The sequence below is a fragment of the Xenophilus azovorans DSM 13620 genome (genome assembly GCF_000745855.1).
Lineage (GTDB): Bacteria > Pseudomonadota > Gammaproteobacteria > Burkholderiales > Burkholderiaceae_C > Xenophilus > Xenophilus azovorans.
In genome coordinates this window covers 56,960-76,627 of record NZ_JQKD01000024.1, presented here as the reverse complement: position 1 = coordinate 76,627, position 19,668 = coordinate 56,960, and the positions used below count along the sequence as shown (strand labels likewise).

17 protein-coding genes are annotated in these 19,668 nt (G+C 71.4%); 6 read left to right on the top strand and 11 right to left on the bottom strand.

Annotated features, from left to right (window positions below; translation table 11 throughout):
* Positions 1–4: 4 nt before the first annotated feature.
* On the bottom strand, positions 5–430 hold the full coding sequence (locus Q392_RS14880) for an ExbD/TolR family protein (RefSeq protein WP_038209274.1): 426 nt from the start codon (positions 428–430) through the stop codon (positions 5–7).
* Between the two features lie 40 nt (positions 431–470).
* The gene (locus Q392_RS14875; protein WP_038209184.1) at positions 471–1,109 is read right to left on the bottom strand and encodes a MotA/TolQ/ExbB proton channel family protein; all 639 of its coding nucleotides are present in this window, start codon (positions 1,107–1,109) and stop codon (positions 471–473) included.
* 315 nt (positions 1,110–1,424) lie between these two features.
* Between Q392_RS14875 and xseA the strand changes: the two genes are divergently transcribed.
* Together xseA and Q392_RS14865 are read left to right on the top strand one after the other, a co-directional pair.
* Positions 1,425–2,759 carry an exodeoxyribonuclease VII large subunit gene (xseA, locus tag Q392_RS14870; protein WP_084217079.1) on the top strand — a complete coding sequence of 445 codons (1,335 nt, stop codon included), beginning with the start codon at positions 1,425–1,427 and terminating at the stop codon, positions 2,757–2,759.
* Positions 2,760–2,806: 47 nt separating this feature from the next.
* On the top strand, positions 2,807–3,388 hold the full coding sequence (locus tag Q392_RS14865; RefSeq protein ID WP_038209180.1) for a superoxide dismutase: 582 nt from the start codon (positions 2,807–2,809) through the stop codon (positions 3,386–3,388).
* A 72-nt stretch (positions 3,389–3,460) separates the two neighbouring features.
* Here the strand turns inward: Q392_RS14865 and Q392_RS14860 are convergent, their stop codons facing one another.
* Both Q392_RS14860 and Q392_RS14855 read right to left on the bottom strand, forming a co-directional pair.
* Complete coding sequence (locus tag Q392_RS14860) at positions 3,461–3,928, bottom strand: DUF192 domain-containing protein (RefSeq protein WP_038209177.1); 468 nt, start codon at positions 3,926–3,928, stop codon at positions 3,461–3,463.
* A gap of 74 nt (positions 3,929–4,002) precedes the next feature.
* Positions 4,003–4,203, bottom strand: coding sequence for a hypothetical protein (locus Q392_RS14855; protein ID WP_038209174.1), 201 nt, complete (start codon positions 4,201–4,203; stop codon positions 4,003–4,005).
* Positions 4,204–4,494: 291 nt separating this feature from the next.
* Here Q392_RS14855 and clpS point away from each other — a divergent pair, with 291 nt between their 5' ends.
* From clpS to sbcB, 4 genes are all read left to right on the top strand, one after another.
* A complete protein-coding gene (clpS, locus tag Q392_RS14850; protein WP_038209171.1) occupies positions 4,495–4,851 on the top strand; it encodes an ATP-dependent Clp protease adapter ClpS in 357 nt (118 codons plus the stop codon).
* A 60-nt stretch (positions 4,852–4,911) separates the two neighbouring features.
* Positions 4,912–7,230 carry an ATP-dependent Clp protease ATP-binding subunit ClpA gene (gene clpA / locus Q392_RS14845; RefSeq protein WP_038209168.1) on the top strand — a complete coding sequence of 773 codons (2,319 nt, stop codon included), beginning with the start codon at positions 4,912–4,914 and terminating at the stop codon, positions 7,228–7,230.
* A gap of 106 nt (positions 7,231–7,336) precedes the next feature.
* Positions 7,337–8,782, top strand: a complete 1,446-nt coding sequence (gene cls, locus Q392_RS14840) for a cardiolipin synthase (RefSeq protein ID WP_038209265.1) — start codon at positions 7,337–7,339, stop codon at positions 8,780–8,782.
* A gap of 60 nt (positions 8,783–8,842) precedes the next feature.
* Positions 8,843–10,282, top strand: coding sequence for an exodeoxyribonuclease I (sbcB, locus tag Q392_RS14835; RefSeq protein WP_038209165.1), 1,440 nt, complete (start codon positions 8,843–8,845; stop codon positions 10,280–10,282).
* A gap of 21 nt (positions 10,283–10,303) precedes the next feature.
* Here sbcB and Q392_RS14830 read toward each other — a convergent pair whose 3' ends face one another.
* The 7 genes from Q392_RS14830 to Q392_RS14800 form a co-directional block, all read right to left on the bottom strand.
* On the bottom strand, positions 10,304–11,287 hold the full coding sequence (locus Q392_RS14830; protein WP_038209162.1) for a Bug family tripartite tricarboxylate transporter substrate binding protein: 984 nt from the start codon (positions 11,285–11,287) through the stop codon (positions 10,304–10,306).
* 40 nt (positions 11,288–11,327) lie between these two features.
* The gene (locus tag Q392_RS14825) at positions 11,328–12,581 is read right to left on the bottom strand and encodes an alkyl sulfatase dimerization domain-containing protein (RefSeq protein WP_038209159.1); all 1,254 of its coding nucleotides are present in this window, start codon (positions 12,579–12,581) and stop codon (positions 11,328–11,330) included.
* Positions 12,578–13,909 carry a DUF1254 domain-containing protein gene (locus Q392_RS14820; RefSeq protein ID WP_038209262.1) on the bottom strand — a complete coding sequence of 444 codons (1,332 nt, stop codon included), beginning with the start codon at positions 13,907–13,909 and terminating at the stop codon, positions 12,578–12,580. The genes Q392_RS14825 and Q392_RS14820 overlap by 4 nt, the downstream gene beginning before the upstream one ends.
* Positions 13,910–13,980: 71 nt before the next feature.
* Positions 13,981–15,363 carry a DUF1254 domain-containing protein gene (locus Q392_RS14815; protein ID WP_038209157.1) on the bottom strand — a complete coding sequence of 461 codons (1,383 nt, stop codon included), beginning with the start codon at positions 15,361–15,363 and terminating at the stop codon, positions 13,981–13,983.
* A gap of 26 nt (positions 15,364–15,389) precedes the next feature.
* Positions 15,390–16,376 (bottom strand): Bug family tripartite tricarboxylate transporter substrate binding protein, encoded by a 987-nt coding sequence (locus Q392_RS14810; RefSeq protein WP_038209153.1) that lies wholly within the window; start codon positions 16,374–16,376, stop codon positions 15,390–15,392.
* Between the two features lie 26 nt (positions 16,377–16,402).
* Positions 16,403–18,538 carry an acetate--CoA ligase family protein gene (locus tag Q392_RS14805; protein ID WP_038209150.1) on the bottom strand — a complete coding sequence of 712 codons (2,136 nt, stop codon included), beginning with the start codon at positions 18,536–18,538 and terminating at the stop codon, positions 16,403–16,405.
* Between the two features lie 20 nt (positions 18,539–18,558).
* Entirely contained in the window at positions 18,559–19,614 is a 1,056-nt protein-coding gene (locus Q392_RS14800) for a porin (protein WP_038209147.1), read from the bottom strand.
* Positions 19,615–19,668 lie beyond the last annotated feature (54 nt).

The following is a 19,668-nucleotide window of genomic DNA, read 5'->3' as shown; positions in this document are numbered from 1 at the left end:
GGGCTCAGCGCGCGGCCTGCGCGGTGGGCTGGGTGGCGAAGGTGATCTGCATCAGGCCGCTGCGGCGTGCGGCCTCCATCACGGTGATCACCGACTGGTGGGCGGCGGCGGCGTCGGCGCTGATGACGACGACACCGTCGCGCCGGTCGCCCGCGGCGGCCTGCAGCGCGGCGGTGACGGCGTCGACGCTGCGCTCGGGCAGCACCGTCTTGCCCACCGCGAAGCGGCCGTCGGCGCCCACCGCCACGACGATCTCGCGTGGCCGGTCGCGCTGCGGTTCGGCGTCGGCCACCGGCAGGCGCACTTCCATCTCGGTGAACTTGCTGTAGGTGGTCGACAGCATCAGGAAGATGAGGATCACCAGCAGCACGTCGATGAAGGGGATCAGGTTGATCTCCGGCTCCTCGTCGCTGCCGTGGCGGAAGTGCATGCGGCTCATCGCGGGGCTTTCGGTGCGGCGGCGGCGCGGCTCACTTGCCGCTGCGCAGCGTGGCCAGGTGGCGGGCGAAGCGCTCGCCCGCCAGTTCCAGGTTCAGCAGGTACTCGTCCACGCGGGTGCGGAAGTAGCGCCAGAAGATCAGCGCCGGGATGGCGATGATCAGGCCGAAGGCCGTGTTGTAGAGCGCGACCGAGATGCCGTGCGCCAGTTGCGCCGGGTTGCCGCTGCCCACGCCGCCGCTGGCGGGCGACTGCGAGCCGAAGATCTCGATCATGCCGATCACCGTGCCCAGCAGGCCCAGCAGCGGGGCGGCCGAGGCGATGGTGGCCAGCGCGGGCAGGTAGCGCTCCAGCTTGTGCGCCACGGCGCGGCCCCTGGCCTCCATGGCCACGCGCACGTCTTCCTCGGTACTGCGCGGATGGGTGTTCATGGTGCGGAAGCCCGCGGCCAGCACCTCGCCGAGGGCCGAGCTCTGCTCCAGGCGCGTCACCACGTCCGGGCCGGGTACGCCGCCCTGCGATGCGGCGATGGCCTCGTCCAGCAACTTGGGGGGCAGGACCTTGGCGGTCTTCAGGCTCACGAAGCGCTCGATGACCAGCGCGAGGGCCAGCACGGAGCACAGGAGCAGCGGCCAGATCGGCCAACCTGCGGCAACTATGATCGAAAGCAAGAGGTTCCTCCGGGCCCGGGGCCCCGCGAAATGGCGGCGATTATGACCGAGCCCTCGAGCGTGAAATGCGGCCGGCAAGCTGTCGGACTTCGCTCACAGATTCTGTGGACAACTTTGTGACTAACCCCGTTGGCAACCGTCCGCAGGCCGCATCGGCCGGGGCCTGCAACAGATCGAACGATTTTTGGGCAGTGGTTTTCTCTTTTGAATCAACGGCTTGCACGACGTCGTGCGGCCGTGCGGTGCGTCGGGTGCCCCGTGCATCGCGGCTGCGGTGCCATGTGGACGACCGGGCGGCGCCGGAAGGGCTGCGTCATGGATGAAGGCCGCGCCGCGGCACCCCGCGTGTGGGCGGTGGGCGCGCTGTGCCGGGCCGTGGCCGACGCGCTGGCCGCCCGCTTCAATCCGGTCGCGGTGGAAGGCGAGATCTCCGGCTTCTCCCGGGCGGCGAGCGGACACTGCTACTTCGCGCTGAAGGACGCCGCGGGCCAGTTGCGCTGCGCCATGTTCCGGCGCGCGGCGGGGCTGCTGGACTTCGACCCGGCCGAGGGCGACCGGGTGGAAGTGCGCGGCCGCCTGGCCGTCTACGAGCCGCGCGGCGATCTGCAGTTGGTGGTGGAAAGCCTGCGCCGCGCGGGGCAGGGCGCGCTGTTCGAGGAGTTCCTGCGCCGCCGCGCGCGCCTGGAGGCCGAGGGCCTCTTCGATGCAGCGCGCAAGCGGCCGATCCCGCCCGTGCCGAGGCGCATCGGTCTGGTCACGTCCCTGGGCGCGGCGGCGCTGCACGACGTCGCGACGGCGCTCGGGCGCCGCGTGCCGCACATCCCCGTGGTGCTGGCGCCGGCAGCGGTGCAGGGCGCCGGTGCGCCGGCGGAATTGATCGAGGGGCTGCGCCGCCTTGCGGCCTTGACGCCGCCGGTCGACGTCATCCTGCTGGTGCGCGGCGGCGGCTCCATCGAGGACCTGTGGGCCTTCAACGACGAGGCCCTGGCCAGGGCGGTGGCGGCCAGCCCGGTGCCCGTCATCGTCGGCGTCGGCCACGAAACGGACGTCACGCTGGCCGACTTCTGCGCCGACCTGCGCGCGCCCACGCCCACCGCGGCGGCGGAGATGGTGTCGCTGCCGCGTGCGCAATGGTTGGCCGCGCTGGACGACGCGCAGGAGCGCCTGCATCGCGCCGTGACGGCGCGCCTCGACGCGCAGGCGCAGCGGCTGGACATCGCCGCCGCGCGGCTGGGCCGGCCCTCCGGCGCAGCCGCGCGTCAGCGCCTGCTGCTGGGCCATCTGGGGCAGCGCATGCACCATGGCGTGGCGGCGCGGATGGCGCGCCTGTCGCAGCAGGCGCAGGCGCTGCAGCACGACCTCGCCCGGGCCTTCGCCTCGGACCTCGGCCGCCGTCGCGATGCGCTGGCCCGCGCCGAACGCCACCTGCAGCTGCTGGACCCGGCGCTGGTGCTGGAGCGCGGCTACGCATGGCTCACCGACGACCAGGGCCGCGCCCTCACGCGCAGCGGCCAGTTGCAGGCCGGCCAGCGGGTGCACGCGCGCCTGGCGGACGGCGAGGCCGGCCTGCGCGTGGAAGAGGTGCGCGGTGCGCTGCCGCCGACGGACATCGCGCCTGCGTCCGACGCCGGGTCATTCAATCCTTCCTAGAATCATTGATTCGTTCTTCCTTCAACCCACCCCACGAGAGCACAACGATGGAACACGTCCTGCCCCCTCTGCCGTACGCCATGGATGCCCTGGCCCCCGAGTATTCGAAGGAGACGCTCGAATACCACTACGGCAAGCACCATGCCGCCTACGTCACCAACCTCAACAACCTGCAGAAGGGCACCGAGTTCGAGAACATGGCGCTGGAGGACATCGTCAAGAAGTCCAGCGGCGGCATCTACAACAACTCGGCGCAGATCTGGAACCACACCTTCTTCTGGAACTGCATGAAGCCCCAGGGCGGCGGCACGCCCGCCGGCGCGCTGGCCAAGGCCATCGACGCCAAGTGGGGCAGCTACGACGCCTTCAAGGAAGCCTTCGTCAAGTCGGCGGTCGGCAACTTCGGCTCCGGCTGGACCTGGCTGGTCAAGAAGCCCGATGGCAGCGTGGACATCGTCAACACCGGCGCCGCCGGCACGCCGCTGACCACCGACGACAAGGCGCTGCTGACGGTCGACGTGTGGGAGCACGCCTACTACATCGACTACCGCAACCTGCGCCCGAAGTTCGTCGAGACCTTCCTGGCCAAGCTGGTCAACTGGGACTTCGCCGCGAAGAACTTCGGCTGATCGCGCTTCGGCGCCTGCCCATGCGAAAAGGCCGGTCGATGACCGGCCTTTTTTCGTGGGGGCGTCCGCGCCTCAGCGCGCCTTGTCGAAGAAGGGCGCGGCCAGCCGGAAGCCCGGCTTGATGTTCTTCTTGGCGAACCAGCCCTGGTTCATCTCCAGCACGTAGCGCACCGGCTCCCTGGAGCAGTGGTTGTTGGTGGACTGCGGCTGCATGTCCTCGATGTTGACGATACGCCCGTCGTCGGCCACGAAGGCGGCGGACAGGGGGATCAGCGTGTTCTTCATCCAGAAGCACTGCGGCGAGCGCTCCTCGAACACGAAGATCATGCCTTCGGAGGCCGGCATCTCCTGCCGGAACATCAGGCCGACCTGGCGCTGCTGCGGTGTCGCCGCCACCTGGGCGTCGATCTGGTACATGCCGGCGGCGATGCGCACCCGCGGCAGGTCCATCTGGGGTTGCTGGGCCAGGGCCGCCAGCGGCGTCAGCAGCGCGGCGAGCAGGGCGAGGCGGGGGAGAGTCGGGGAGCGGACAGGGGACATGCGTGGACCGTGCCGGCGGAATGAAAACGAAAAAGCCCGCCGGAGCGGGCATTGTGCCGAAGACCTGTGCGGCTTCAGGCGGCCTTGGTGGCCTTCCTGGGTGCCTTCTTCGCATGGGCCTTGTGCTTCTTGGCCTTCTTGGCGGCGTGCTTTGCTGCCGGCTTGGCCGCCGGTTGGGCGGCTGCGGGTGCTTCGGCCGGGGCTGCGGCAGGAGCCTGGGCGAACACGCCGGCGGCGAACAGGCCTGCCACCAGGGCGGCAATGAGCTTCTTCATGGGGGTCTTTCCGTGATTGATGGACTGGGAGCGCCCTCGCATGGAGGGCCAGTGATCAACGACGGCCCGATGCGGCGGTTGACGCGCGGCAGGGGGGAGGCCGAGAAAAATAAAAGGGCTTCCAGGCGCCTTTGGTCAGTGGAATTCAGCCGCCGTGAAAACGTCTTGTGGAAGACCGTGACGAGGCCGCCGCGGCATCCTTCACGCACCGGCCGACTCTTGCACGCGCCGCATGCGCCACCAATTCCACGAGGTCGTCCCGTTCACACCCGTCTCTATAGAATGAATTTCATGGCAACCCAAAATCCGTCCACGCCGCCTGCGGCGCCCGTGCAGCCCCGCAGGGACGACGGCGACGCGGTGGTCGCGGAGCGCAAGCCGCAGCGCACCGCGCCGCCGCGGATGTACCAGGTCGTCATGCTGAACGACGATTACACCCCGATGGAATTCGTGGTCGTGGTGATCCAGGAGTTCTTCGGCAAGGACCGCGAAACGGCCACCCAGATCATGCTCAAGATCCACCTCGACGGGCGCGGCATCTGCGGGGTCTACCCGCGGGACGTCGCGGCCACCAAGGTCAACCAGGTGATGGAGGCGGCCGTGCAGGCGGGCCATCCGCTCCAGTGCGTGAGTGAACCGGTTGAATAAGCCGCGCTCCAACCCATCTGAGCATGTAGTCTCAATTCGCAGCAAGGCAAAGGAAATCACATGATTGCCCAGGAACTGGAAGTCAGCTTGCACATGGCCTTCGTGGAGGCCAGGCAGCAGCGCCACGAGTTCATCACCGTGGAGCACCTCCTGCTGGCGTTGCTGGACAATCCCAGTGCCGCCGAGGTTCTGCGCGCATGCTCGGCCAACATCGACGATCTGCGCGCATCGCTCACCAACTTCATCAAGGACAACACGCCCCAGGTGGCGGGCACCGATGACGTGGACACCCAGCCGACGCTGGGCTTCCAGCGCGTCATCCAGCGCGCCATCATGCACGTGCAGTCCACCGGCAACGGCAAGAAGGAAGTCACCGGCGCCAACGTGCTGGTGGCGATCTTCGGCGAGAAGGATTCGCACGCCGTCTACTACCTGCACCAGCAGGGCGTGACGCGCCTGGACGTGGTGAATTTCATCGCCCACGGCATCAAGAAGAGCGACCCGCCCGAGCCCGCCAAGGGCGGCGAGGCGCCTTCGGGCGAGGGCGAGGAAGGCGGCGGCGAACGCAACGAGAAGGCGTCGCCGCTGGAGCAGTTCACCGTCAACCTCAACGCGCAGGCCAAGGAGGGCAAGATCGACCCGCTGATCGGCCGCGAGTACGAGGTCGAGCGCGTGATCCAGATCCTGTGCCGCCGGCGCAAGAACAACCCACTGCTGGTCGGTGAGGCCGGCGTGGGCAAGACCGCCATCGCCGAGGGCCTGGCCTGGCGCATCACGCAGGGCGAGGTGCCGGAGATCCTGGCCGAGTCCAACGTCTATTCGCTGGACATGGGCGCGCTGCTGGCCGGCACCAAGTACCGCGGCGACTTCGAGCAGCGCCTCAAGGGCGTGCTCAAGTCGCTCAAGGACAAGCCCAACGCGATCCTGTTCATCGACGAGATCCACACGCTGATCGGCGCGGGCGCGGCCTCGGGCGGCACGCTGGATGCGTCTAACCTGCTCAAGCCGGCGCTGTCGAGCGGCACGCTCAAGTGCATCGGCGCGACCACCTTCACCGAGTACCGCGGCATCTTCGAGAAGGACGCGGCGCTGTCGCGGCGCTTCCAGAAGGTGGACGTGGTCGAGCCGAGCGTGGCCGAGACCATCGAGATCCTCAAGGGCCTGAAGTCGCGCTTCGAGGAGCACCACAGCGTCAAGTACGCCGCGGCGGCGCTGCAGGCGGCGGCGGAGCTGTCGGCCAAGTACATCAACGACCGGCACCTGCCCGACAAGGCCATCGACGTGATCGACGAGGCCGGCGCGGCGCAGCGCATCCTGGCGGCCAGCAAGCGCAAGAAGACCATCGGCAAGACCGAGGTGGAAGAGATCGTGGCGAAGATCGCCCGCATCCCGCCCGCCAACGTCAGCAACGACGACCGCGGCAAGCTGCAGACGCTGGAGCGCGACCTCAAGAGCGTGGTGTTCGGCCAGGACAAGGCGCTGGAGGTGCTGGCGGCTTCCGTCAAGATGGCCCGCTCGGGGTTGGGCAAGGGCGACAAGCCGATCGGCTCGTTCCTCTTCAGCGGGCCCACCGGCGTCGGCAAGACCGAGGCGGCCAAGCAGCTCGCGTTCATCATGGGCATCGAGCTGATCCGCTTCGACATGTCGGAGTACATGGAGCGCCATGCGGTGTCGCGCCTGATCGGCGCGCCCCCGGGCTACGTGGGCTTCGACCAGGGCGGCCTGTTGACCGAGGCCGTCACCAAGAAGCCGCACGCGGTGCTGCTGCTCGACGAGATCGAGAAGGCGCACCCGGACATCTTCAACGTGCTGCTGCAGGTGATGGACCACGGCACGCTGACGGACAACAACGGGCGCAAGGCCGACTTCCGCAACGTCATCATCATCATGACGACGAACGCGGGCGCCGAGACCATGAACAAGGCGACCATCGGCTTCACCAACCCGCGGCAGGCGGGCGACGAGATGGGCGACATCAAGCGCCTGTTCACGCCCGAGTTCCGCAACCGGCTGGACGCCATCGTCAGCTTCAAGGCGCTGGACGAGCAGATCATCCTGCGCGTGGTCGACAAGTTCCTGCTGCAGCTCGAGACGCAACTGGCCGAGAAGAAGGTCGAAGTCACTTTCAGCGACAAGCTGCGCAAGTACCTGGCCAAGAAGGGCTTCGACCCGCTGATGGGCGCGCGGCCGATGCAGCGGCTGATCCAGGACACGATCCGCCGCGCGCTGGCCGACGAACTGCTGTTCGGCCGCCTGACCGAAGGCGGACGCCTGGAGGTGGACCTGGACGACAAGGACGAGGTGGTGCTCGACATCACCCCGCTGCCCAAGAAGGAAGGCAAGTCCAGGCCGGAGGCCGAGGAGGCCGCCGCAGGTTGAGCCGTCGCGTCGTTGCACCACTGCCCGCCGACCCGCGGGCGGCGGCGTCACCCAGGGCCGGTAGCATCGCGCTGCCGGCCCTTTTCTTTTGTCCTTCGCGCAACCCGTGATCCCGTCCGAACTGAGCACCGAGTGGAAGACCGCGCTGTCGGTGGCGTGGAGCGCGTACATCGCGGTGCTGTCGGTGTGGATCGTGATGCAGCGGCGTGCGCCGGTGTCCACGCTGGGGTGGATCCTCTCGCTGGCGCTGCTGCCCTACCTGGGCTTCGGCATCTACTACTTCTTCGGCCCGCAGCGCCTGAAGAAGACCCGCCTGAAGCGCCTGCGCAGCCGGGCCATCGCCCATTCGCGCGACGACGCCGCCCTGCTGCGCGAGGCGGCCGAGCATGCGCCCGAGCCGCTGCGGCAGATGGCGGCGCTGGGCCGGGCGGCCTGCGGGCTGCCGGTGTCCAGCGCCACGGGCGTGCGGCTGCTCTCCGGCGGCGCGCGCACCTTCGACGCGATCTTCGAGGCGGTGGCGGCGGCGCGCGACCACGTGCACCTGGAGTACTACATCTTCGAGCCCGACCGCATCGGCACCCGCCTGCGCGACCTGCTGGTGGAGCGGGCGCGCGCCGGCGTGACGGTGCGGCTGCTGATCGACGCGCTGGGCTCCAAGCGCGTCGGGCGCCGCTTCCTGGCGCCGCTGCTGGCGGCGGGGGCGCAGGTGGGCTTCTTCCACCATTCGCGCATCGGCCGGCGGCTGCGGCCGGTGACCAACTACCGCACCCACCGCAAGATCGTCGTGTGCGACGGCGTGATCGGCTTCACGGGCGGCGTCAACATCACCGACGAGGAAGACCCGCGCACGCGCCCCGACGCGTATCACGACGTGCACGTGCGCATCGAGGGCGCGGCGGTGCGCTGGCTGCAGACCACCTTCATCGAGGACTGGGCCTACGCCACCGGCGAGCGCGTGCGCGACCCGGACGCCCAGCTCTCCCGCTACCTGCCGGCCGCCGAGCCCGGCGCCATCCCGGTGCAGATCGTCACCAGCGGGCCGGACACGCCGCTGGAGGCGATCCACCGCATGCACGTGGACGCGATCCACAACGCCACGCACCGGGCCTGGCTGACCACGCCGTACTTCGTCCCCGGCGAGCCGGCGCTGATGGCGCTGACCAACGCCGCGCTGCGCGGGGTGGACGTGCGCCTGCTGGTGCCTCGGCGCAGCGACAGCCTGATCGTCAGCGCCGCGGCGCGCTCCTACTTCGACGAGCTGATCGCCGCCGGCGTGAAGGTGTGGGAATACAAGGCGCGCATGCTGCACTCCAAGACGCTGGTGATCGACGACCAGTGCGCCATGATCGGCACCGCGAACTTCGACAACCGCAGCTTCCGGCTCAACTTCGAGGTGATGGCGGTGGTGTACGGCCCGGCGCTGGCCGGCCCGCTGGCCGGGCAGTTCGAGACCGACCTCGGCAGCGCGGCGCCGGTGCGCCACGGGCGCCGGCAGCCCTTCTGGCGGCGGCTGGGCGACGCGGTGGCGCGGCTGTTCTCGCCGCTGCTGTAGCGCCGGCGGCATCGGCCCGCGCGTGGCCGAGAATGTCCGGCTGATTCCCTTGCCCTGCCCATGTCCTCCCGCACCTTCCTCTGGCACGACTACGAGACCTTCGGCACCAACCCGCGCCGCGACCGGCCCGCGCAGTTCGCGGCCATCCGCACCGATGCCGAGCTCAACGAGATCGGCGAGCCGCTGATGATCTACTGCCGCCCGGCGCCGGACTTCCTGCCCAGCCCGGGCGCCTGCCTCGTCACCGGCATCACGCCGCAGGTGTGCCTGGAGCGCGGCCTGCCGGAGCACGAGTTCGCCGCGCGCATCGAGGCCGCCTTCGCGCAGCCCGGCACCATCGGCGTGGGCTACAACACGCTGCGCTTCGACGACGAGGTGACGCGCTTCCTGTTCTGGCGCAACCTGATCGACCCCTACGCGCGCGAGTGGCAGAACGAGTGCGGCCGCTGGGACCTGCTGGACGTGGTGCGCCTGACCTACGCGCTGCGGCCCGAGGGCATCGAATGGCCGAAGCATCCGGACGGCAAGCCCAGCTTCCGCCTGGAGGACCTGACGCGCGCCAACGGCCTGGCGCACGAGGCCGCGCACGATGCGCTGTCGGACGTGCGCGCCACCATCGCGCTGGCGCGGCTCGTCCGCGACCGGCAGCCGCGCCTGTTCGACTTCGCGCTCTCGCTGCACAGGAAGGACCGGGTCGCGCAGGAGCTGGGCTTGCCCGCCACGCGCCAGACCGCGAAGCCCTTCCTGCACGTCTCCGGCATGTTCGCGCCCGAGCGCGGCTGCCTGGCCGTGATGTGGCCGTTGGCGAGCCACCCCACCAACAAGAACGAGCTGCTGGCCTGGGACCTGGCGCACGACCCGTCGGAGCTGGCCACGCTGGACGTGCCGACGCTGCGCCAGCGCCTCTTTACGCGCAGCGCCGATCTGCCCGAAGGCGTGGCGCGGCTGCCGATCAAGGGCGTGCACCTGAACAAGTCGCCGATGGTGGTGTCCAGCCTGCGCACGCTCAGCGAGGCGATGGCCGCGCGCTGGCAGGTCGACCTGGCGCAGGCGATGCGCCATGCCGAGATCGCCGCCGGCCTGCCGGACATGAGCGCGATCTGGGCCGAGGTCTATGCCCGCCCGAAGGAGGCGACGCCGGACGTGGACGAAGACCTGTACGGCGGCTTCGTCGGCAACGCCGACCGGCGGCGGCTCAACGAGCTGCGCACGCTGCCGGGCGAGCGGCTGGCCGCCAAGCGTGCGGCCTTCGACGACCCGCGCCTGGAGGAGCTCCTGTTCCGCTACCGCGCCCGCAACTTCCCCGCCACGTTGGACGAGGCGGAGCAGGAGCGCTGGCACGCGCATCGCGTGGCGAAGCTGATCGAGGGCGAGGGCGGCGCCTACAACGTCGATCAGTACTTCGCCGAGATCGACACGCTGGCCGAAAGTACGGACGAGCGCGGCGAGGCCATCCTCGGCGCGCTGTACGAGTACGCGGAGATGATCAGCCCCGAATGAGGCGCCTCGCCGGGCGGCGGATCAGTCGAGCGAGACGCCGACCGACCTGACCAGCGCGCCCCAGTCCTGCAGGTCCTGCCGCAGCGTGGCGCCGAACTGCTCCGGCGTGGTCAGCGGCAGGTCGGTGAAGTTCAGCTCCTGCATGCGCTTGACCACGACCGGGTCCTTCAGCGCGCGGACGATCTCGGCGTTGAGGCGCTGCACGATGGCCGGCGGCGTCTTGGCCGGCGCGAAGACGCCGTACCAGGAGTAGTTCTTGAAGGGGTAGCCCGACTCCGTCATCGTCGGCACGTCGGGCAGCATCGGCACGCGGCCGGGACCGCTGTAGGCCAGGGCGCGCACGCGGCCGGAGCGGACGATCTCCACGGTGGACGAGATGTCGGCGAAGCCGGCGTCCACTTGGCCGCCCATCAGGTCCTGCACGCAGGGGCCGCTGCCCTTGTAGGGCACGTGGGTCATCACCAGCCCGGCCTGCTTCTTCAGGCTTTCCATCGCCAGGTGCCCGCCGGAGCCCGCGCCCCACGAGCAGTAGCTGAGCTTGTCCGGGTGGGCCTTCACGTAGGCCACGAACTCCTTGATGGAATTCACCGGCAGGTCCTTGCGCACCAGCAGCAGGTTGCCGCCGCGGCCGATCTGGGCGACCGGCGCGAAGTCCTTCACCGGGTCGTAGGGCAGCTTCCTGTACAGGCTGGGGTTGACGGCCATCGTCGCCGCGTAGGTGAACAACAGCCGGTAGCCGTCGGACGGGCCCTTGGCGACGTAGTCGACGCCGAGGATGCCGTTGGCGCCCGGGCGGTTGTCGACCACGAAGCTCTGCTTGAGTGCCTTGCCGAGCACGTCGGCGAACAGGCGGGCGATGGTGTCGGTGCCGCCGGCGGCGGCGGTGGGCACGACGAGCGTGACGGGCTTGTCGGGATAGGCGGTTTGCGCGGCGGCAGTGCCGGCCAGGGCCAGCGCCGCCAGGGCGGCGAGGGCGGCGGGCCTGATGAGGGATGTCCGGGTCATGTCATGTCTCCGTCTTGATGTGATGGGGGCGCGCCGCTGCTCAGCGGATGCCGAAGCGCGCCTGGGTGCCTTGCTCGATCATCTCGGCGCTCACGCGGTACAGGTTGCGCGACACGTAGCTCTGCACCTGCCCGGCGCGCTCGCGCAGCCAGGCGGCCTTGAGCGAGCGGGCCTCGACGATCTCGGGGGCGTCGCCGGGCGCGGTGGCCAGCAGGTCGATGACGTGCAGCGCCAGCTGCCACTGGCCCGCGCCGGCCAGCGCGCGGGCGCTGGCGACCAGGCCGGCCTTGTCGCTGATGGCGGCGGCCACCGCCTCGGCCACCGCCTCGGGCGCCTCGGGGTGCAGGGTGGTGGGGTTGCGGTCCCACCAGCCGTTCTCCGAGCGGTAGATGTCGCGCACGATGTAGCTCGGGTCGCCGTAGGTGGGCTTCATCCACGGGGCGGCGAACAGCTCGTCGGGGAAGCGGATGCGCGCCAGGACCTGCTGCTCGTTCAGCCCCTCGTTCATCAGCGCCACCACCTCCGCGCGCAGCCAGCGCAGGGCGCGGGCGGTGTGGCCCAGCACGCGCTGCACCGCGTCTTCGCCCTCGATCACCGGGCCGAACTCGCGCACCGCCTTGAGCGGCCTGAGCGCGGCCATCGCCTCCAGCGTCTCGGCCCAGCGCACCGTGTCGCGCAGCGTGCGGAAGGGCGTGCCGATGTTGGGGATGGAGTCCAGCAGCGAGGGGCCGCCGTACAGCACGCGCTGCGCGGGGCTCCACAGCGCGATGGCGTCGTCGGTCTCCGAGGGCGCCCAGAACAGCTCGATGCGCCGGTCGCCGCTGCCGATGACGAGGCGCTCGTCGAAGGTCTCGGTCGGCGCGTGCATCGTGAGGCGGTGCTCGAAGAAGCCGGGCGAGCGGTTGAACTGCACCTCGGCCATGCGGTGCTGCAGCGCCTGCGTCTCGCGGTAGCGGGCGTAGCGGCGCGGCACGTTGCGGTGGGCGATCACGCGCGGGGCCGGGTCGCCACGCTGCTGCGCATGGGCCAGCCACTCGGGCACGCCGGCGTTGTAGCCGATGTGGCCGTGGCTGTAGACGAGGGCGTGCACCGGCGCGTCGCTGATCTTGCGCAGGCTGTCGATCATGCCGCGCGTCACGCCGCCGCCGGGGCCGGCGTCGATCACCACCAGGCCGGCGTCGGTCTCGGCCACGAAGGACTGGCCCTGGCCGCGCAGGATGTGCAGGCCCGGCGCCACCGTCTCGCTGCCGGTGCCGGTGATGAGGAAGGGCTTGTCGTCGTCGTGGGTGCTCATGGTGTTTCCTTGTTCTCGTCCGCGCGCTCCAGCGGCGGCAGCGCGTAGCGGCCGTCGACCATCTCCTCGCGCGGCACGTAGGCGCGCAGGCACAGGTAGAACTCGCCGGCCGGTGCGGGCAGCCAGTTGGCGCGTGCGGCCTCGCCGGCGGGCTGCGTGTGCTGCAGGTGGATCGTCAGGCCGCCGTCCGCGTCGCGGCGCAGGCCCGGCGTGCGATCGCCGATGGCGTAGCGGTCGATGGGGTTGTCCACCAGCATGTAGTCGCCGGCGCCGTACATCGTGATCGACCAGAAGGCGTCGACCGGCGGCAGCATGCCCGGCGCGAATCGCAACCGGTAGCGCGCGCCGCCGTGCAGCGGGCGGCCCTGCGCGTCGTGCCAGGCCAGCGGATAGGTGGCCTCGCGGCTTTCCAGCATGCCGATGTACTTGAGCGCGATCTGCGCGCGGCCCAGGGGGTCGTCGCCGAAGCTGCCCTCGACCACGCGCGGCTGGATCCAGCCGGAGGGCAACCGCCGGCCCGACTGCGCGGCGCGCAGGCGCGGCAGCACGGTGTCCAGCGCGGCCTGCAGGGCCTCGCGCTGCGCGTCGTCCAGCGGCGCCGCGCCGGGCCCGATGCCGGCCGCGGCCAGGCGCGCGAGCAGGGCGAATTCGTGCGTCGGCGGCGGGTTGTCGCGCAGGGCCGCGTTCACCTGGGCGGCGAAGTGGCCGGCCGTGAGCGGCGCCTTCGGGTCGCAGGCCGGATCGAAGGCGCGCGGCCGGGGCGGCGCGCCCGCCTGCCAGTCGGCCAGCGGCCGCACGGTGAAGCCATCCTGCAGCGCATTCACGGCCGGCACGTCCTGCGGGCCGTCCACCAGGATGCGGCCGATCACCCACAGCCAGCGCGTCGGCGCCGCGATGCGTGCGCCGGGTGCGTCGAACGCCGCCGGCAGTTCGCCCTGCCAGCCGGGCGGCGTGACGACGAAGGCGCGCGCCGCGGTGCCTGTCAGCCGCTGGCCGATGTGGGCGAAGGGGTTGGTGTAGAAGTCCAGCAGCCCCAGCACGTAGTAGCGGCCGGCGGTGTCGGGCACGTCGATGACCAGCGGGCCGTCGCCCAGGTCGAGCCAGGCGTTGGTGTAGAGCGTGTCGTTGTTGGGCGTCACCACGCGGCTGGTGCCGGCGCGCAGCAGCTGCCGCGAGTGGGTGAAGAGGTTGCACCAGCGCGCGGGCGGCGGTGCTTCCTCGCCCGCCTCGGTGCGGCGCGGCGAGGTGGCCGCGCGCATGCGGCTCATCTCGTGCAGCGGCCAGGCGTAGACCACCGCCTCCTCGGCCAGCGCGTGCAGGTCGGTCATGGTCACTGGACCCTCCGTCCTTCGGACTGCGGGGGCGAGCGCCTTCGGAGCGGCCGGGCGGCGCTCATGGCTCAGGCCTCCTGCGCCTGCAGCGGCGGGATGCGCCAGCTCTGCACGCCCTCGCGCGGGTAGTACATGCGCAGGATCAGGTAGAAGCGGCCGGCCGGGGCGGGCAGCCAGTTGGCGGTGTCGGCCGGGCGCGCGTGGCTCACCTCGATCTCCAGGCTGCCGTCGCCGTTGCGCTTCAGGCCCGGCGTGCGGTCGCCGATGGCGTGGCGCCTGATCTCGTTGGGGTAGAGGAAGCGGTCGGCGTCGTACATCGTCACCGACCAGAAGGCGTCGGCCGGCGGCATGTCGGCGGCGTCGAAGCGCATGACGTAGCGCCGGCTGCCGTCCAGCGGCTCCTGCACCGCGTCGTAGTGTGCGGCGGCGTACACCGCCTCGCTGGTGGCCAGCGCGCCCAGGCCCAGGTAGGCGGTGCGCGCGCGGCCCAGGAACTCGTTGCCGTAGCGGCCGGTGGCCGGCGTCATCGCCCAGGGCTTGGGGCGGCGGTTGCGGCCCACGGCGGCCACCACGTTCACGCCTTCGGCGAAGCCCTCGACCAGGCCCTCGCGCACCGCCTCGTCCAGCGCGTCCCACGAGAAGGCGGCGTCGGGCACCAGCCCGCCTTGGGCGAACCAGGCCACCAGGCCGCGGTCTTCCACCCGGCCCGGCGCCTCGGCCAGCGCATGGCAGAAGTTGGTGAAGAAGCGCGGCGCCACCTCGGCGGCGGGCTCGCCGTGCTCGAAGGCGGCGGCCATCGCGTCGACCGGCTCGCCGGCCCACTGCTCGATCGCCGCCGGGCGGCCGCGCGGCGTGGTGCCGCGTGCGGGCGCCAGGCGGATCTCGGCCTGCAGCGCGCGGGCGGCGGGCCAGTCGCTCTCGTCGCCCACCAGGATGCGGCCGATCAGCCAGACCAGGTCGGTCGGGCAGCGCACCACGCGGTGGCCTTCGAGCGAGGCCGGCATCTGGCCGTCGGGGCCGATCAGCACGACGACCTCGCCCTCGGGGTTGCAGTTGCGCGGACCCAGGTTCTCGAAGTTCTCGGTGTAGGCGTCGTACAGCGGCAGCACGAAGTAGCGGCCGGGGTGGCGCGCCGACGCCGGCACCGTCAGCAGCATCGGGCCGTCGGCCAGGTGGACCCAGGCCATCGCGTAGAGCAGGTCGTTGGCGGGGGTGACGACGTCGCGGTCCTCGTGCGTCGAGGGACGCGGCGCGAAGTGCATCGTGTTCATCGGCGCGCGCACGTCGGAGCCGGCCGAGGCGCCGGTGCGGCGCTGCGCCTGCGGTGCGGTCTGCATGGCGCAGGTGCGGTAGGTCTCGGTCAGCGGGTAGCCGTAGACGAAGGCGGCGAGGCCGATGGAGCGGGCCATGGCGCGGCGGGCTTCGGCCTGCGAGGGGGCGGTCGGGGTCATGGTGCTTTCTCCTTGGGTGCGGTGTGTCAGTCCAGCGTGACGCCGGTGGCCTGGGTCAGCTTGAGCGAGATGGGCAGGAAGGCCTGGTAGGCGGCGGTGGCCTCGGCCGGCGTGTTGCCGATGGGCTCGGCGCCCATCTCCTCGATGCGGCGCTGCACCTCGGGCTCCCGGACCACGGCGGCCACGTCGCGGCCCAGCCGCTCGACGATGGCGTCGGGGGTCTTCGCCGGCGCCATCAGCGAGGTCGGCGCGGTGACCATGTAGATGTCGTCCTTGAAGCCCTGCTCGGCGAAGGTGGGCACGTCGGGCAGCATCCTGGAGCGGTTGGGCCCGGCCATCGCGATGGCGCGCAGCTTGCCGGCCGTGATCTGCGGCTGCAGCGTGGTGACCGAGCCGATGGTCATCTGGATGACCCCTCCCATCAGGTCCACCGACATCGGCGCTTCGCCCTTGTAGGCCACGTGCACGGTCTGCAGGCCGTAGGCCTTGTCCATGAACACCTGCGCCTGGTGCGGCTGCGTGCCCGGCCCCCAGGAGCCCATGGCGTACTTGCCCGGCGCGGCCTTGACGGCGGCGATGAGTTCCTTGAAGTTCTTCGCAGGCACCGAGGGATGCACCGCCATCACGGTGCGGGTGCGGGCGATGTCCGAGACCATGCGCAACTCGGTGCGCGGGTCGTAGGGCAGCTTCCTGTACAGCGCCAGGTTGGCGGTGATGGGGCCGGGCACCGTCAAGAGCAGGGTGTAGCCGTCGGGCGGGCTCTTGGCCACGTAGTCGGTGCCGATGATGCCGCCGGCGCCGCTGCGGTTCTCCACCAGCACCGGCTGCCCGAGGCGCTTGGACAGGCTTTCGGCGACGAGGCGGGCCAGCGCGTCGGCCGAGCCGCCGGCCTGGTACTGCACGATGATGCGCACCGGCTTGGCGGGGTAGGCGTTCTGCGCGGCGGCGCCGCCGGCGGCCAGGCCGAGCGCGGCGAGGCCGAGCAGGGCCAGGGGGCGTGCGGATGTCTTCATGGCTCGTCTCTCTTTCTCTTGTCGTGTCAGTGGGGGGCGGGTGCGCCGCTGCGGCCGACGACCAGCGCGTCCACCGCCACGCAGCCGCCCTCGGCCCGCGAGCGGGCGATCAGCGGGTTGATCTCCACGCTGGCGAGCGAGTCGCCGGCGCGCAGGGCGAAGTCCGCCAGCGCGCACAGTGCGTCGGCGATCGAGTCCAGGTCCGCCGCGGGGCGTCCGCGCGCGCCGGCCAGGATCGGGAAGGCGCGCAGCTCGCGCACCATCGACAGGGCGTCCTCGCGCGTGACGGGCAGCACGCGCAGCGAGACGTCGCGCAGCGTTTCCACGTGGATGCCGCCCAGGCCGAACATCAGCACCGGCCCGAACACCGGGTCGCGGTGCACGCCGGCGATGCACTCGGCGCCGCCGCCGACCATGCGCGCGACGAGGGCGCCGTCCAGGCGCGCATCGGGACGTGCGCGGCGGGCACCGGCCTGCGTCCGGTCGAAGGCGTGGCGGGCCTGCGCGGCGTCCTGCAGGCCGAGGGCCACGCCGCCGACGTCGGACTTGTGCGGGATGTCGGCGCTGGCGATCTTCAGCGCGACGGGGAAGCCCAGCGCCTCCGCGGCCCGCGCGGCGGCGTCGGCGTCGTGCGCCAGGCGGTGGGCGACGACGGGCACGCCGGCGCGCTCCAGCAGCGCCAGCGCCTCGGGTTCGCCCAGCGTGCCGGACGGCAGATGGATGGTGGCGCCCGATGCGGCGGCGGACGGCAGGGGTAGTGCCGCCTCGCCGGGCTGCGGCAGGCGCGCGAGCTTGGCGATGGTGCGGATGCCTTCCGACGGATCGGCGAACACCAGGCAGCGCATCGACTCGATCTCGGCGCGCCGCTCGGGCGCGAGCAGGGTGCTGATGGCCAGCAGCGTGCCGGGGTAGGCGGCGCGCAGTGATGCGACCAGCTCGCGCAGCACGGGCCAGAAGGCGTCCGACGCGCCGGCGGCGGCCAGGAAGCCCATCCACGACGCGAAGCGGCCGTCGTCCAGCATCAGGCGCGCGCTGCGCTCCATCAGGCTCAGGTCGTTGGTCACCTGGCCGGTGATGTCCACCGGGTTGCGCGGCGCGGCGAAGGGCACCCACTCGCGCAGGGTGGCCTGTGCGGCGTCGCTCAGCGGCGGCACGTCCAGTCCCTCGGCCGCCGCGTCGTCGGCCATCAGCGCGCCGACGCCGCCCGAGAGCGTGAAGAGGCCGATGGAGTTGCCCTGCGGCCGGCCGGCCACGGCGGCGCTGTGGGCCAGGTTGAAGAACTCCGTGAGGCTGTGCGCGCGCAGCACGCCGTAGCGGCGGAACACGGCGTCGTACACCGCGTCGTCGCCGGCCAGCGCCGCGGTGTGCGAGGCGGCCGCCTGCGCGCCGAGGTCGGTGCTGCCGATCTTGACCATCACCACCGGCTTGCCGCGCGCCTGCGCCAGCGCGAGCGCGGCGCGCAGGCGCTCGCCGTCGCGGCAGCCTTCCATGTAGGCCATGATGACGTCGGTGCCCTCGTCCTGCGCCAGCCAGGCCAGGCAGTCGGCCAGCTGCACGTCGGCCTCGTTGCCTGTGGTGGCCCACAGCGAGAGGCCGACGCCGCGCTCGCGCGCCATGGCGTAGGCATACGCGCCGAAGGCGCCCGACTGGCTCACCAGCCCGATGCGTCCCGGCGCCACCCGGCCCACGCCCGGCGCCGGCGAGAAGGTGGCGTAGACATTGCGGCGCAGGTTCATCAGGCCCAGGCAGTTCGGGCCGATCAGCCGCACGCCGGCCGAGCGCGCGCGCGCCGCCAGCCGCGCCTGCGCCGCCGCGCCCTCGGCGCCCGTCTCGGCGAAGCCGGAGGAGAACAGCACCACGCCCTTCACGCCGGCCGCGATGGCGTCCTCCAGCGCGTCGCCCACCAGTGCCGCGGGCACGGCGAGGATGGCCAGGTCGACCGGCTCGCCGATGGCGCGCAGGCTGGTGTGCGCGGGCAGCCCCTGGACCTGCGCGGCCCTGGGGTTGACCGCGTACAGCGCGCCCTCGAAGCCGAAGCGGCGCGCGTAGTCGATCGGGATGCCGCCGATCTTCTGCGGGCTGGACGACGCGCCCACCACCGCGATCGCGCGTGGCGAGAACAGGGCGGACAGCGAGTCGGTCTCGAAGACAGGTGGATTCATGGCGCGTCGAGGAAGCGTGGTCAGAAGGAGTGGCGGATGCCGGCGGCGATGACGCGCACGTCGTTGCCGCTGTTGGCGTCCACCCGCACGCCGGCCAGCGACACGGAGGACCTGCCGCGGTTCTCCAGGCGCAGCAGGCGGCCGTACACGGCCGTGCGCTTGCTCAGGTAGTGGTCGTAGCCCAGCGTCCAGGCCAGTTGCGCGCGGTCGGTGCCGCGGACCTTGCGCTGCACGATCTCGAACAGCACGTTGGAAGCGGGCGTGATCGTGTACTGCGCGCCCAGGCTGGCCGCGCGCGAGCGCGGCACGCCGGGCAGGTCGGTGGAGGCGGTCGAGTACGTCCCGTACACCCGCAGGTTCGAGAACTCGTAGGAGCCGCTGACGGCCTGGTGCGTGGTGGTGGAGGGCGAGGCGACCGGCGCCGCGGCCGAGCCCGAGCGCGCCTTCTGGATCGCGTAGGAGACGTAGTAGGGCTTGCGCGCCCAGCCCACGGAGGCGCCGTACAGGTCGCCGCTGCGGCGGCTGGGCTCGCTCGCCTCGCCGGGCGCGTAGGCGATGTCGGCGAAGAACTCGCTCCTGGCCGGCGTGCGGTAGCGGATCATGTTGCTCGCGCGCGCCGCCAGGGGCAGGGCGCCGGGCTGGGCGTCGTTGGAGAAGACCGCGACGAGCGGCGAGAACACCGAGTTCACGCCGTACGGATCGCCGCGGAACAGCGTGAAGAACAGCGGCGTGTACATCCGCCCCGCGTCGATCTGGCCCCAGGGGCCCGTCAGGCCGACGTAGGACTGGCGGGTGAAGGAGATCGCCGGGCCGGGCAGGTTGCCCTCGCCGGTGTCGGGCGAGAAGCCGCCTTCGAGCATGAAGTGCGCCTCCAGGCCGCTGCCCAGGTCCTCGCTGCCGCGAAAGCCGATGCGCGAGGCGGCGTTGCCGCCGTCCGACAGCTTCGTCCAGGACGTGCTGCCCGAGCGGGCGTGCGCCACGAACAGGTCCACCGTGCCGAAGATGGTCACGTTGCTCTGCGCGCAGGCAAGGGAGGAGGCCGCGAGCGCGCAGGCTGCGGCGAAGGCCGATCTCATGGGTGTGTCTCCTTGGCGGCATGCGCGGGCTGCGCTGCCTGGGTGTGTGCTTGT

Bases quoted from the DNA above. Each gene is read 5' to 3' on its own strand.
- Q392_RS14880 (WP_038209274.1), bottom strand. From the start codon at position 430: ATGCACTTCCGCCACGGCAGCGACGAGGAGCCGGAGATCAACCTGATC.
- xseA (WP_084217079.1), top strand. From the start codon at position 1,425: ATGGATGAAGGCCGCGCCGCGGCACCCCGCGTGTGGGCGGTGGGCGCG.
- Q392_RS14865 (WP_038209180.1), top strand. From the start codon at position 2,807: ATGGAACACGTCCTGCCCCCTCTGCCGTACGCCATGGATGCCCTGGCC.
- Q392_RS14860 (WP_038209177.1), bottom strand. From the start codon at position 3,928: ATGTCCCCTGTCCGCTCCCCGACTCTCCCCCGCCTCGCCCTGCTCGCC.
- Q392_RS14855 (WP_038209174.1), bottom strand. From the start codon at position 4,203: ATGAAGAAGCTCATTGCCGCCCTGGTGGCAGGCCTGTTCGCCGCCGGC.
- clpS (WP_038209171.1), top strand. From the start codon at position 4,495: ATGGCAACCCAAAATCCGTCCACGCCGCCTGCGGCGCCCGTGCAGCCC.
- clpA (WP_038209168.1), top strand. From the start codon at position 4,912: ATGATTGCCCAGGAACTGGAAGTCAGCTTGCACATGGCCTTCGTGGAG.
- sbcB (WP_038209165.1), top strand. From the start codon at position 8,843: ATGTCCTCCCGCACCTTCCTCTGGCACGACTACGAGACCTTCGGCACC.
- Q392_RS14830 (WP_038209162.1), bottom strand. From the start codon at position 11,287: ATGACCCGGACATCCCTCATCAGGCCCGCCGCCCTCGCCGCCCTGGCG.
- Q392_RS14825 (WP_038209159.1), bottom strand. From the start codon at position 12,581: ATGAGCACCCACGACGACGACAAGCCCTTCCTCATCACCGGCACCGGC.
- Q392_RS14820 (WP_038209262.1), bottom strand. From the start codon at position 13,909: ATGACCGACCTGCACGCGCTGGCCGAGGAGGCGGTGGTCTACGCCTGG.
- Q392_RS14815 (WP_038209157.1), bottom strand. From the start codon at position 15,363: ATGACCCCGACCGCCCCCTCGCAGGCCGAAGCCCGCCGCGCCATGGCC.
- Q392_RS14810 (WP_038209153.1), bottom strand. From the start codon at position 16,376: ATGAAGACATCCGCACGCCCCCTGGCCCTGCTCGGCCTCGCCGCGCTC.
- Q392_RS14805 (WP_038209150.1), bottom strand. From the start codon at position 18,538: ATGAATCCACCTGTCTTCGAGACCGACTCGCTGTCCGCCCTGTTCTCG.
- Q392_RS14800 (WP_038209147.1), bottom strand. From the start codon at position 19,614: ATGAGATCGGCCTTCGCCGCAGCCTGCGCGCTCGCGGCCTCCTCCCTT.